This window comes from Pseudomonas sp. R43(2017), from assembly GCF_002112345.1.
In the GTDB taxonomy this organism is placed as follows: domain Bacteria; phylum Pseudomonadota; class Gammaproteobacteria; order Pseudomonadales; family Pseudomonadaceae; genus Aquipseudomonas; species Aquipseudomonas kribbensis.
Genome location: NZ_NEHJ01000003.1, coordinates 18,227 through 31,609, shown reverse-complemented (window position 1 = coordinate 31,609; position 13,383 = coordinate 18,227). Strand labels below are relative to the sequence as shown.

The 13,383-nt window shown below is 61.9% G+C and carries 11 protein-coding genes; 2 read left to right on the top strand and 9 right to left on the bottom strand.

Translation table 11 applies throughout. The features are described from left to right. Positions 1-181: 181 nt before the first annotated feature. Both CAG02_RS08535 and CAG02_RS08530 read right to left on the bottom strand, forming a co-directional pair. On the bottom strand, positions 182-3,250 hold the full coding sequence (locus CAG02_RS08535; protein WP_085712821.1) for an efflux RND transporter permease subunit: 3,069 nt from the start codon (positions 3,248-3,250) through the stop codon (positions 182-184). Between the two features lie 6 nt (positions 3,251-3,256). Beyond that, positions 3,257-4,357: an efflux RND transporter periplasmic adaptor subunit gene (locus tag CAG02_RS08530; RefSeq protein ID WP_085712820.1), complete on the bottom strand. Its 1,101-nt coding sequence runs from the start codon at positions 4,355-4,357 to the stop codon at positions 3,257-3,259. Positions 4,358-4,451: 94 nt separating this feature from the next. On the opposite strand from CAG02_RS08530, the gene CAG02_RS08525 reads away from it, so the two are divergent. Beyond that, positions 4,452-5,087 carry a TetR/AcrR family transcriptional regulator gene (locus CAG02_RS08525; protein WP_085712819.1) on the top strand — a complete coding sequence of 212 codons (636 nt, stop codon included), beginning with the start codon at positions 4,452-4,454 and terminating at the stop codon, positions 5,085-5,087. A 45-nt stretch (positions 5,088-5,132) separates the two neighbouring features. Here CAG02_RS08525 and CAG02_RS08520 read toward each other — a convergent pair whose 3' ends face one another. Then, positions 5,133-5,915: a class I SAM-dependent methyltransferase gene (locus CAG02_RS08520; RefSeq protein WP_085712818.1), complete on the bottom strand. Its 783-nt coding sequence runs from the start codon at positions 5,913-5,915 to the stop codon at positions 5,133-5,135. A gap of 93 nt (positions 5,916-6,008) precedes the next feature. Here CAG02_RS08520 and CAG02_RS08515 point away from each other — a divergent pair, with 93 nt between their 5' ends. Further along, complete coding sequence (locus tag CAG02_RS08515; protein WP_085712817.1) at positions 6,009-6,623, top strand: energy transducer TonB; 615 nt, start codon at positions 6,009-6,011, stop codon at positions 6,621-6,623. Between the two features lie 12 nt (positions 6,624-6,635). On the opposite strand, the gene CAG02_RS08510 is transcribed toward CAG02_RS08515, so the two are convergent. The 6 genes from CAG02_RS08510 to ppc all read right to left on the bottom strand — a co-directional run bounded on the left by CAG02_RS08510 (position 6,636) and on the right by ppc (position 13,190). After that, positions 6,636-7,472, bottom strand: a complete 837-nt coding sequence (locus CAG02_RS08510) for an oxaloacetate decarboxylase (RefSeq protein ID WP_085712816.1) — start codon at positions 7,470-7,472, stop codon at positions 6,636-6,638. 29 nt (positions 7,473-7,501) lie between these two features. After that, a complete protein-coding gene (locus CAG02_RS08505; protein WP_085712815.1) occupies positions 7,502-8,362 on the bottom strand; it encodes a DUF72 domain-containing protein in 861 nt (286 codons plus the stop codon). Next, complete coding sequence (locus CAG02_RS08500) at positions 8,362-8,670, bottom strand: hypothetical protein (protein WP_085712814.1); 309 nt, start codon at positions 8,668-8,670, stop codon at positions 8,362-8,364. The genes CAG02_RS08505 and CAG02_RS08500 overlap by 1 nt, the downstream gene beginning before the upstream one ends. Before the next feature lie 173 nt (positions 8,671-8,843). Beyond that, entirely contained in the window at positions 8,844-9,518 is a 675-nt protein-coding gene (gene tsaB, locus CAG02_RS08495) for a tRNA (adenosine(37)-N6)-threonylcarbamoyltransferase complex dimerization subunit type 1 TsaB (protein ID WP_085712813.1), read from the bottom strand. 93 nt (positions 9,519-9,611) lie between these two features. Next, positions 9,612-10,259 (bottom strand): adenylate kinase, encoded by a 648-nt coding sequence (gene adk / locus CAG02_RS08490; protein ID WP_085712812.1) that lies wholly within the window; start codon positions 10,257-10,259, stop codon positions 9,612-9,614. Between the two features lie 300 nt (positions 10,260-10,559). After that, positions 10,560-13,190 (bottom strand): phosphoenolpyruvate carboxylase, encoded by a 2,631-nt coding sequence (ppc, locus tag CAG02_RS08485; RefSeq protein ID WP_085712993.1) that lies wholly within the window; start codon positions 13,188-13,190, stop codon positions 10,560-10,562. Between the last annotated feature and the right edge of the window lie 193 nt (positions 13,191-13,383).

Genomic DNA, 13,383 nt, shown 5'->3' with positions numbered 1-13,383 from the left:
AACCCCGAGCCCCAGCGAGGGGCCGAACGCCGGGGCCCAGACCTTTGCTTACTTTGGGGCGTTTGCCAAAGTGAGCCGCTGTAAGAGCGGAACCGCCAGCGGCAACACCCGAAGAAACGGATATTCACCCAAAACCCCAGAGCCTGGCCGGCCCAAAGGCCGCCACGCTCACCAAACCAAATCAAGCCTCCTTGCGAACCCTGAACCAAGCCGCATACAACGCCGGCAAAAACAAAAGCGTCAAAGCCGTAGCAACAATCAACCCCCCCATGATCGCCACCGCCATCGGCCCGAAAAACACACTGCGTGAAAGCGGAATCATCGCCAGCACCGCCGCCAACGCCGTCAACACAATCGGCCGGAACCGCCGCACGGTCGCTTCGATGATCGCCTGCCAGGGCTTGAGCCCCGCCGCGATATCCTGCTCGATCTGATCCACCAGAATCACCGAGTTGCGCATGATCATCCCCGACAGTGCAATCGTCCCGAGCATCGCCACAAACCCGAACGGCTGACGGAACACCAACAGAAACAGCGTCACCCCGATCAGCCCCAGCGGCGCCGTCAGAAACACCATCGCCGTGCGCGAGAAACTGCGCAGCTGCACCATCAGCAACGTCAGCACCACGACAATGAACATCGGCACACCGGCATTCACCGACTTCTGCCCGCGCTCGGAGTCTTCGACGGTGCCGCCGACATCCAGCAGATAACCGTCAGGCAATTCGGCACGGATCGGATCGAGGGTCGGCTGGATCTGTTTCACCAGCGTCGCCGGTTGCTCCTTGCCATAGATATCGGCCCGCACCGTCACGGTCGGCAGTCGATTGCGATGCCAGATGATGCCTTCCTCAAAGCCGTATTCCAGCGTGGCGATCTGCGACAGCGCAACGCTGCGACCGTTGTCGGTCGGCACCGCCAGGCTCGGCAGCAGCGACAGCTCGGTACGCTCATGCACGGTACCGCGCAGGAGGATTTCGATCAGTTCGTTGTCTTCGCGATACTGGCTGACACTGGAACCGGTCAGCGAACTCTGAAGGAATTTCGCCAGATTCGCCGTACTCACCCCAAGCGCCCGGGCGCGGTCCTGATCGATGTTCAGGTACACGACCTTGCTCGGTTCTTCCCAGTCCAGGTGCACGTTCACCACATGCGGATTCTCGCGCACCTTGGCCGCGACTTTCCGGGCCAGCGCACGGACTTCCTCGATGTGCTCGCCCGTGACGCGGAACTGCACCGGATAGCCAACCGGCGGGCCGTTCTCCAGTCGCGTGACCCGCGAGCGCAGGGCCGGGAATTGTTCGTTGAGGGTATCGATCAGCCAGGTGCGCAGGGCTTCGCGTTCCTCGATGGTTTTCGCCAACACGACGAACTGGGCGAAGCTCGCTGCCGGCAGTTGCTGATCCAGCGGCAGATAGAAACGCGGCGAGCCGGTGCCGACGTAGGCCACGTAATTGTCGATGCCGGCGTGATCCTTGAGCATCACCTCCAGTCGCTTGACCTCGGCGGTGGTGTTGGCCAGCGACGCGCCTTCCGCCAGTTTCAGATCGACCATCAGTTCCAGCCGGTTGGAGGCCGGGAAGAACTGCTGCGGGACGAACTTGAACAGCATCACCGAGGCGACGAACAGCCCCACCGTCAGCACGATCACTGTCTTGCGCCGACGCACGCACCACTCCACCAGACGTCGAACCCGCTGATAAAACGGTGTGGCATAAGGGTCCGGATGTCCGTCCCCCGAGCCGTGTTTGGCGGCGTGAATTTTCGCCAGGTCCGGCAGGAGTTTTTCCCCGAGGTACGGCACAAACATCACCGCCGCCACCCATGAAGCGAGCAACGCGATGGTGACGACCTGGAAGATCGAGCGGGTGTATTCACCGGTGCCGGACTGCGCAGTAGCGATCGGCAGGAAACCTGCGGCGGTGATCAACGTGCCGGTGAGCATCGGGAACGCGGTGCTGGTCCAGGCGTAACTCGCGGCCTTGATCCGGTCGAAGCCCTGCTCCATTTTGATCGCCATCATTTCCACGGCGATGATCGCGTCGTCCACCAGCAAGCCCAGCGCCAGCACCAGCGCACCGAGGGAAATCTTGTGCAGGCCGATGCCGAGGTAATACATGCAGGCGAAGGTCATCGCCAGCACCAGCGGAATGGTCAGCGCCACCACCATGCCGGTGCGCACACCGAGGGAGAAGAAGCTGACCAGCAACACGATGGCCAACGCTTCGACCAACACCTGGACGAACTCGCCGACGCCACTTTTCACCGCCGCCGGCTGATCGGAAACCTTGCGTAACTGCATGCCGGCCGGGAGGTTTTTCTGGAGGCGGGAGAATTCGGTTTCCAGGGCCTTGCCCAGCACCAGAATGTCGCCGCCGTCCTTCATCGCCACCGCAAGTCCGATCGCGTCTTCGCCCATGAAGCGCATGCGCGGCGCCGGCGGGTCGTTGAAACCACGCCGCACGTCAGCGACATCGGAGATGCGGAACGTACGATCACCGACCCGGATCGGGAAGTTTCTGATCTCGTCGACTGTCTGAAAATTCCCCGAGACCCGTAGCTGCAATCGTTCACTGCCGGTTTCGAAGAAGCCGGCGGTGGATACCGCGTTCTGCTCTTCCAGCGCCTGCTGGACTGCCGCCAGCGGCAAGCCGAGGGTGGCGAGTTTGACGTTGGACAGCTCGACCCAGATCTTCTCGTCCTGCAGCCCGAGCAAGTCGACCTTGCCCACGTCCTTGACCCGTTGCAGCTGGATCTGGATGCGGTCGGCGTAATCCTTGAGCACGGCGTAGTCGAAGCCGTCGCCGGTCAGGGCGTAGATATTGCCGAACGTGGTGCCGAATTCATCGTTGATGAATGGGCCCTGAATGCCCGGTGGCAGGGTCTGGCGGATATCGCCGACCTTCTTGCGCACCTGGTACCAGAGGTCCGGGATCTCCACCGAATGCATCGAATCGCGGGCGATGAAGGTGACCTGTGATTCGCCGGGACGGGAGAACGAAACGATGCGTTCGTACTCGCCGGTTTCCATCAGTTTCTTTTCGATGCGTTCGGTGACCTGGCGCGAGACTTCCTGCGCCGTGGCGCCAGGCCAGCGGGTCTGGATGACCATGGCCTTGAAGGTGAACGGCGGGTCTTCACTCTGGCCGAGCTTGGTGTAGGACAAGGCGCCGACGATGGCCAGCAGAAGCATCAGGAACAGTACGATCTGGCGATTACGCAACGCCCATTCGGAAAGGTTGAAGCGCATCGGGACTTACTCCTTGTCCGCCAGATTGACCACACGGTTGGAGCGATCCACGGGACGCACCTGCTGCCCTTCCAGCAGCACATGCACGCCGGCGGCCACGACCCAGTCGCTGGCGTTGAGGCCTTCGAGCACCGGCACGGTTTTCTCGCCGAACGGGCCGATGCGCACGGGCGTCTTTTTCAAGGTGTTGTTGGCGCTGACGACCCAGACGTAGGTCGCACCGTTTTCGGCGGTCAGGGCCGAGAGCGGCACCGACAGCGGGATCACGTCGGCGGTCTGCACGAACACCCGGGCGCTCTGGCCGAGCTCGACAGGCACGTTGCCGGCGGTGAATGCGATGCGGGCGGCGAAGGTCCGGGATTTCGGGTCGGCGGCCGGGGACAACTCGCGGATCTTCCCGGCGAAGCGCTGGTTCGGTTGCGTCCACAGCTCAACGGACACAGGCTGGCCGACCTTGAAGCGTCCGAAACTCTGCTCCGGCAAGCTGATCGACACCTCACGTTCGCCATCGGTGGCGAGGGTGAAAACGGTCTGCCCGGCGGCGACCACTTGCCCGACTTCCACCGAGCGTTTGGCGACCACACCGTCCTGAGGCGCACGCAACACAGCGTAACTGGCCTGGTTGGTCGAGACGTTGAATTCGGCTTTGATCTGCTTGAGACGCGCCTCTCCGGAGCGGTAGAGGTTTTCGGCATTGTCGTAGGCCGAGCGGCTGACCATCTGCCGTTCCATCAGGGTCTTGTAGCGGTCACGCTCGGCGCGCACCAGATTCAGATTGGCTTCGGCGGCGGTGACCTGGGCGCGAGTGGCTTCCAGTTGCAGGCGTACGTCCTGCGGATCGAGTTCTGCCAGGGGTTGATCGGCTTTCACGCGCTGGCCCTCCTCGACCAGTCGTCGGCTGACTTTGCCGCCAATGCGGAACGCCAGATCGGGCTCGTAGCGGGCGCGAACCTCGCCCGGATAACTTTCCATCGCCTGCGCCGAAGGCTCTGGCTGCACCACCATGGCCGGTCGCACGCTGACTGGCGTCACCTCTTCCTTGCCACATGCCGACAATAAAAACGCCAGAGTGACTGGCACCGCAAAGGACAACGCATGGCGGAACATGGTGAAGGACCTTTCGCTAAGGAGGCTTGGAATAATTATACTGGCCGGTATGTTATTAATAGCAAACTCACCAGTCCAGTATTAAAAGCGAAGAATGTCGAACAATCTTTCAGCTCCAAACGGCCCCGGCCGCCCGAAGGATCCGGCCAAGCGCCAGGCGATTCTCGAAGCGGCGAAAATCCTGTTCCTCAGTCACGGCTATGCCAACACCAGCATGGACGCAGTGGCCGCCGAGGCTGGCGTGTCGAAGCTGACGGTCTACAGCCATTTCAATGACAAGGAAACGCTGTTCTCCGCCGCTGTCGTTGCCAAATGCGAGGAGCAATTGCCGCCGCTGTTCTTCGAATTGCCGGACGGCATCGCGGTGGAAAATGTGTTGCTGAACATTGCCAGAGGCTTTCATCACCTGATCAACAGTGATGAGTCGGTGAACCTGCATCGCCTGATCATGGCGCTGGGCAGTCAGGATCCGAAGCTGTCGCTGATCTTCTTCGAGGCCGGCCCCCAGCGCATGGTGCAAGGCATGGAGCGGCTTTTGCGGCGGATCGATGAGACTGGCGCGCTGCGTATCGCCAACCCGCACAACGCCGCCGAACACTTCTTCTGCCTGATCAAGGGCGCGGGGAATTTCCGGTTGCTGTACGGCTGCGGTGAACCACTGACCGGCGAGGCGGCGGAAAGCCATGTGCAGGAAGTGGTCGAGTTGTTTATGCGCGCCTATCGACCCTGAAAACAAAAATCCCACGCCATGCGTGGGATTTTCTTATGCGACGGCTCAGGCCTTGAGCGCTTTCTTCGGGTAGATGTCGTAGCGACTGGATTTGCCATCCAGCGCATGGCTCGGCTTCGGCCCTTCGATGCACGGCGCCTTGCGCGGGCGCTTGACCACCACCCGGTGCGTGGCCAGCGCCAACGCTGCTTCCAGCAAGGCCGGCGCATCCGGATCATCGCCCACCAGCGGACGGAACAGGCGCATTTCCTTCTTCACCAGTGCGGTTTTCTCACGGTGCGGGAACATCGGGTCGAGGTAGATCACCTGCGGCGGCTCGCCTTCCCAGTTGCGCATCACGTCGATGGAGTTGCCCTTGAGCAGTGTCATCCGCGCCACGATCGGCGCCACGTCGAAATCTTCCGCCGCGCGGGCCAGACCATCCTCCAGCAACGCGCCGATCAGCGGCTGACGCTCGATCAGGCTCATCTCGCAGCCCAGGCTCGCCAGCACGAACGCATCTTTCCCGAGCCCCGCCGTGGCATCCAGCACTCGCGGACGCACGCCTTGGGCGATACCGACCGCCTTGGCGATCATCTGCCCGCTGCCACCGCCGTACAACCGACGATGGGCCGCACCGCCCTCGACGAAGTCGACCCGCACCGGGCCCGGCGCATCCGGCCCCAGCTGTTGCAGCTGCAAGCCCTGCTCGCCGACCTGCAAGGCAAACTCGCCGTCGGCCACCTGCAACGGCAGATTCAGGCGCTGCGCCCACTGCTCGGCCTGCGCTTCGAACGTCGGGCCGAGGGCTTCGACATGGATGCGGCAGGCCGCAGGTTGCTCAATCATGGAAAACACGCTCAAAAAAGTTAAGGATCGGCAAAAACCGCCGATAACCCAATCAACGCGCATTTTGCCAGAGCTGAGCGTCGACCGAAAAAAATGTCAGGCATTCTTCCCACATCGATTGGCTACATTTCGCCTACAGGCGATTTCAGCCGTCATAACACTCAAGCATTGGGCGGCGTCAGCCACCTGTGGCAGGATTTCTTTGCCCAGGCACTGGCCGAACAATCGAGTGATGTGGTGCCGGCCTGTGGCACTTTCCCACCGGTCGATCTGGAAAGTCCTGAAGAACCGACTATCGGCAGCGAGCTGCACGCCCACATCATCGACCAGCGCGAATGCGATGTAGTGGAAACCCAGGTACGCCCGCCTGAGCCGCTGTTCCTGCCGATTGCCGAAATCGATATGAACCTGGCCGAGCCGTACCCTCCGTTCCCGCCGGAAGACATCAAGACTCAGCAAAAGCAGCAGGATTTCGACAGCAGCTGGGTTCGTCCGGTCGTGATCAACAACGGCCAGCCGATTCCGGAACCGGGCCCTGCCCCGCAGAAAAAGCCGCTGTACCTGCCGATTGCCGAGTTCGACCTGGATCTGCTGCAGCCTTACCCGCCGTTCCCGCCGGAAGAGATCGTCGAGCAGCAGAAAGCCCTGGACTTCGATAACGGCTGGGTACGCCCGATCGTTCAGCAGAACCTGCGTATCGCCGCCTGATTGCGCCCTGCTTCAGCCCTTGAAAAACTGATTGGCCTTCGCGTACGGCATTGAACGCGAAGTGAAGCCGAACGTGCCCGATTGCTGAATTTCCTCGGCAGCCCTGAAGAACTCGCCAAACGCCGCCAGCGCCAGCGCAGAACCGGTGCTGATGCGTTTCACACCCATTTCCTCCAGTTGCTGCACGGTCAGTTTCAGGCCACCGGACATCAACACGTTGACCGGTTTCGGCGCCACCGCTCGCACCACCGCCAACACTTCTTCAGCCGTCCTCAGACCAGGAGCATAGAGCACGTCGGCCCCCGCTTCGGCGAACGCCTGCAGGCGGCGAATGGTGTCGTTGATATCCGGATTGCCGTGCAGGTAGTTTTCCGCGCGGGCCGTCAGGGTGAAGGGAAACGGTAAGGTTCGAACAGCGGCAACCGCGGCTTCGATCCGCGCCACGGCGTGTTCGAAACAGTAAATCGGTGTGTCCGGGCGCCCGGTGGCATCTTCGATCGAGCCGCCCACGGCGCCCGCTTCGGCGGCGCGCAGCAGACTTTGCGCCGACTCGGCCGGAGCGTCGGCAAAACCGTTTTCCAGATCCACCGCCACCGGCAAGTCCGTGGCTGCAGCAATTGCCCGAACATTGTTCAGGGTTTCTTCGAGACCAAACGCGCCATCGGGCTTGCCCTGGGAAAACGCATAACCGGCACTGGTGGTCGCCAGCGCCTGATAACCCAGACTGGCAAGCATCTTCGCGGAACCGGCATCCCACGGATTGGGAATCACGAAAATCCCGGGACGTTCATGCAAGGCTTTGAAGGCTTCGGCTTTACGGACTTGTTCTTTGCGGGCTTGGGCGTCCATCGGCAGGCTCCTGGGCAGAAAAAAACGCCTCAGAGCAGGCCAAGTTGCTCGGCGGCGGGTTCTCTGTATAGCTCAGGCAGCGATGGCAGGCCAGGCAAACGTTGCATCAGCTGTGCATGGAATCGCTGCGCGAGTTTGGCCGCCAGGATGTTATCGGCGGTGTGCAGGAAGATGTACGGCGTGCGGCCCTCTTCGATCCACTCGGCAATCTTCGCCACCCACGGCACCAGAAACGGATCGTTGGCCTCAAGCTCGGGATGGCCGATGAAACGCACCTGCGGAAATTGGGTGAACGCTGCCGGCCGGGTTGGCACGCGGGGCTTTTTCGATTGGGCGTGGATCACCGAAGACTCGGTGGACAGGCAACTGAATAACGCTCGCGGATCGAGACAGATGCGCTCCACACCGCGATCCAGCAACAAGCGATTGAGCAGGCGTTCACTCTCGCCCTTGGCGAAGAACTGCTCATGGCGCACTTCCACCGCCAGCGGTCGATCAAACGCGTCGATGAAGGCTGCGAGCTCTGGCAAGCGTTGCGGAGTGAAGCTTTTCGACAGTTGCAGCCACAGTGGCGATACGCGTTCGCCGAGCGGGCTGAGCAACTGGATGAAGGTTTCGGCGGCGGTCAGTTGATCGCGCAGGTCACCGCCGTGGCTGATGTCGCCGGGGAATTTGGCGGTGAATCGAAAGTGCTCGGGCATGACCTCGGCCCAACGCTGCACGGTGGCCGGCGACGGGCTGGCGTAGAAAGTCGTGTTGCCTTCCACGGCGTTGAACACTTGCGAATACAGACCGAGGAAATCGGAGGTCTTGGCGTCTACCGGATACAGATACTCGCGCCAGGCGTTTTCACTCCAGGACGGGCAACCGAGGTAGTAAGGCAGATCCATCAGATGTACAGGTCGAGGCCCAGCACGTCTGCGTCCCAATCGACAAAACCGGCGGTACTCAGGTAGCTGGCCAGGGCCATGGCCACGCTTTTCTTCATCGCACGGTGATAAATCATGTCTTGTTGGCGGGCGGGCAGATTGCTCAGGCGTTGCGCAGAGGCCTTGGCGGCGCGGGCAGCCAGTTGCGCTTCGGTGGGGAATTCCAGCTCGCCTTCAATATCCTCGACGGATTCATCCAGCGCCGGATTGCCTTTGCGAGGCTTGCGCTTGATGGGGTAGGAATGAGTGGAAACGCCGTCTATACGCATAAAGTCATGCTCGGTATCGATGATGGCAATTTAGCGGCACCTGACCGACTTAGCAAATCGCCGAGTGATAACTAGAACACATAAAAGACAAAAGGTTTAAAGCGCGGGGTTGGAAACGGACGATTGGCAGGCTTTGGCATGACCCTGCGGCGATTGCCACAGGGTCGAAGTCCTCAGCGGGCTTTCGGCGTGGCGACTTTATCGCGCAGGTAAACCGGCTGGGCATCGTCGGCCGGAATCGACTCGCCACGTTCCCAGGCGAATCGTGCCAGCGTCAGCAGGTCTTCGGCGTGGGGCAGTATGCCCGCGTCGAAACCGCTCAGGTTGACAGCGATGCGCTCGCCGTACCCCCAACCCGTGCCAGCACCGAACCAGTCGCCCGCCGCATCGTCCGGCAGTGCAGCGACTTCTGGCGGCAGCACCGCTTCGGTGCCGACCAGACGCATCTCCCCGGCCGTCTCGCGGTAGCAGCCCCAATACACTTCATCCATGCGCGCATCGATGGCCGCCGCGACCTGGCTCACGCCTTGTTCGCGATAAGCGCGTTGCGCCAGTACCGCCAGGTTCGACACCGGCAACACCGGACGATCCAGCGCGAACGCCAGACCTTGCACCACACCGATGGCGATCCGCACACCGGTGAACGCGCCCGGGCCGCGACCGAAGGCAATCGCGTCCACCGCTTGCAGCGTGGTGCCGGCGTCGGCCAGCAGTTGCTGGATCATCGGCAGCAGTTTCTGCGCGTGCAGGCGTGGGATCACCTCGTAATGGCTCGTGACCTTGCCGTCATGCAGCAAGGCAACGGAGCAAGCTTCAGTCGCGGTGTCCAGGGCCAGCAAGGTGCTCATCGATGTGTCCGTAAATCAGGTGGGGAAAAGTGCGCCAGTATAAACAACTACGGCCCGCAAGCGGGCCGTGGATGATGCAGCGGATCAGGTTTTTCAGCTCAGTGCTTCAAGAACCTTGGCGGTGATCGCTTCAACCGAACCGACACCCGGGATGTGGCTGTACTTTGGCTTGCCGTTGGCGGCCGACAGCTTCTGGTAGAAATCCACCAGCGGCTTGGTCTGCGAGTGGTAGACCGACAGGCGATGACGCACGGTTTCTTCGGTGTCGTCCTTGCGCTGCACCAGCTCTTCACCGGTGATGTCGTCTTTGCCGGCAATCTTCGGCGGGTTGTAGACGATGTGGTACACGCGGCCGCTGGCCTCGTGAACGCGACGGCCGGCGATACGCTGAACGATTTCTTCGTCTTCAACGGCGATTTCAACCACGGCATCCAGCTCGACACCGGCAGTCACCAGCGCTTCAGCCTGAGGAATGGTGCGCGGGAAACCGTCGAACAGGAAACCGTTGGCGCAGTCAGCCTGAGCGATGCGGTCTTTTACCAGTGCGATGATCAGGTCATCCGACACCAGGCCGCCGGCATCCATGATGCTCTTGGCCTTGATGCCCAGTTCGGTGCCGGCCTTGACCGCAGCACGCAGCATGTCGCCGGTGGAGATTTGCGGAATGCCGAATTTCTCGGTGATGAACTTAGCCTGAGTACCTTTACCGGCCCCGGGAGCTCCCAGCAGAATGACGCGCATTAGATGTGCTCCTCAATTTTTTTATAAAAAGCTTTTGCAAAACAACGGATTCGCCTCATGGGGCGAAATCCTGGAAATAGGGTCGTGACCGCCCAAACGGCCAGAGGCTGACCAAGATACACAGCAGGCTGCGCCCACACAAGACGCCAAAAGTCGGAGAAACCGGCGCCTGCCGCGACCTTGCGACGCGGTTCCCCAAGTCGCAACCCCATCATTAACTGTCGCTTGCCCGCATTTTTCCCACGCTCGATAAACGGCACCCGACGTTTGCCCCGGGTGCCCCGCCCCACGCAGAAAACCTTAGCCGGTATTTCGCAAACCGGCGGCAATCCCCGCCACAGACACCAGCAACGCCTGTTCTACCGGGCTGTCCTGCTCGACGTTCGGCTGTCGCGAACGCGCCAGCAGTTCGGCCTGCAATAGATGCAGCGGGTCGAGATAGGTGTTGCGCAGGCGGATGAATTCCAGAGTGTCCGGGCTATGTGCCAGCAGTTGCGACTGACCGGTCAGGCCGAGCACCACGGAACATGCCTGCGACAATAGGTCGCGTAAGTGCACACCCAAAGGTAACAAGTCCGACTCAACCAGTCGCTCGTCGTAGGACAGCGCAATGTCGGCGTCGGCCTTGGCCAGGACCATTTCCAGCATGTCGATGCGAGTTCGGAAAAACGGCCACTGCTCGCGCATCTGCCCCAGCAGCTCGCCTTCGCCGCGCTCCAGCGCCTTGCTCAGTGCGGTTTCCCAACCGAGCCACGCTGGCAGCATCAAACGCGTCTGGGTCCAGCCGAAGATCCACGGAATCGCCCGCAGGCTCTCGATGCCGCCGGCGCGACGCTTGGCCGGACGGCTACCCAACGGCAGACGTCCCAACTCCTGCTCGGGTGTCGACTGGCGGAAATACTCGACGAATTGCGGATTTTCCCGCACCACGGCGCGGTAAGCAGCCACACCGTCGGCGGCCAATTCGTCCATCAGATGCCGCCACTCCGGCGTCGGTGGCGGCGGTGGCAGCAAGGTCGCTTCGAGCACCGCAGCCAGATAGAGATTGAGATTCTGCTCGGCGATGTCCGGCAGGCCGAATTTGAATCGAATCATTTCCCCCTGCTCGGTGGTGCGGAAGCGTCCGGCCACCGAACCCGGCGGCTGCGACAGAATCGCCGCGTGAGCCGGGCCGCCGCCACGGCCCACGGTGCCACCGCGACCGTGGAACAGCAGCAGTTCGACTTGCTGCTCGCGGCAGATTTCCACCAGCCGCTCCTGAGCCCGGTATTGCGCCCAGGCCGCCGCCGTGGTGCCGGCGTCCTTGGCCGAGTCGGAATAACCGATCATCACTTCCTGCGGGCCTTGCAGACGTGCGCGGTAACCCGGCAACAGCAACAGACGTTCGATCACCGGGCCGGCGTTGTCGAGGTCGGCCAGGGTTTCGAACAGCGGCACTACGCGCATCGGCCGCAGCACACCAGATTCCTTCAACAGCAGTTGCACCGCGAGCACATCCGAGGCGGCACCAGCCATGGAGATCACATAGGAACCCAGCGAAGCCCCCGGTGCGGCGGCGATTTCCTTACAGGTGGCGAGCACTTCGGCGGTGTCCGCCGAAGGTTTGAAATGCGCCGGCAGCAGCGGTCGACGGTTTTGCAGTTCGCGGGTCAGGAAGCTGATGCGCTGTTCTTCATCCCAGTCTTCATAGCGACCGAGGCCAAGGTAATCGGTGATTTCGGTCATGGCGGCGGTGTGCCGCGACGAGTCCTGACGCACATCGAGGCGCACCAGGAACAGGCCGAAGGTCACGGCGCGGCGCAGGCAATCGAGCAACGGCCCGTCGGCGATCACGCCCATGCCGCACTCATGCAGCGAGTGGTAGCACAGCTCCAGCGGATCAAGCAGCTCGCGATTGTTGTGCAGCACATCGGCCGGTGCCGGGGTGGTTGCGGTCAGCGATGCATGGGCCCAGTTGCGCGTGGCGCGCAGGCGCTCGCGCAATTGCTTGAGCACCGCGCGATAGGGTTCGGCGCTGTCGCCGGCCTTGGCCTTGAGCGCCTCGCTGGCTTGCTGCATCGACAGTTCGGCGGCCAAGTGATCGACATCCCGCAGGTAAAGATCCGCCGCCATCCAGCGCGCCAGCAACAGCACTTCGCGGGTCACTGCGGCGGTCACGTTCGGGTTGCCATCGCGGTCGCCGCCCATCCACGAAGCGAAGCGGATCGGCGCGGCTTCCAGCGGCAATCGCAGGCCTGTGGCCGCAAACAGCGCCTGATCGGCCTTGCGCATATGGTTGGGAATCGCCTGCCACAGCGAATGCTCGATCACCGCAAAACCCCACTTGGCTTCGTCCACCGGGGTCGGTCGGGTGCGGCGGATTTCTTCAGTGTGCCAGGCTTCGGCGATCAAGCGTTGCAGAGTGTTGTGGATCTGCTCGCGCTCGGCGCTGGTCAGGTCGCGATGATCCTGGGCCGCCAGTTGTGCGGCAATCGCGTCGTACTTCTGGATCAGCGTGCGCCGGGCCACTTCGGTCGGGTGTGCGGTCAGCACCAGTTCGATTTCCAGTCGCGATAACTGCCGGGCAAGGGAGTCGGCGCGGTGCCCTTCCTCGCGCAGACGGGCGAGCAATTCCGGCAGCACCCGGGACTCAAACGGTGCGGCTTGCGACTCTTCGCGGCGATGGATGAGCTGGTACTGTTCGGCGATGTTCGCCAGGTTGAGAAACTGGTTGAACGCCCGTGCCACCGGCAGCAGTTCGTCTTCGCTCAACTGATTGAGGCTGGCGCTGAGTTCGGCGTCCATCGAGCCGCGCCGGTCAGCCTTGGCGCCCTTGCGAATCTGCTCGATCTTGTCGAGAAACGCCTCGCCGTACTGGTCACGGATGGTGTTGCCCAACAGCTCGCCGAGCAGGTGAACGTCTTCGCGCAAGCGTGCATCAATATCGGTCATCAGCATCTCTCCAGCAGTAATCGGTGACGGATCGCAAGTGAGTGGATGAACAGAGAGTGCCGCTCTGCAACGCTTCTTACAAGCAGACGACGAAGGGACTTTAAACCTTGCGCCCTGAAGCTAGTCTCAACAGTAAGCCCCACAAAGGCTGCCGCCGCCTGACGGCGGACACTCACCCAGACCTGCCACGAGC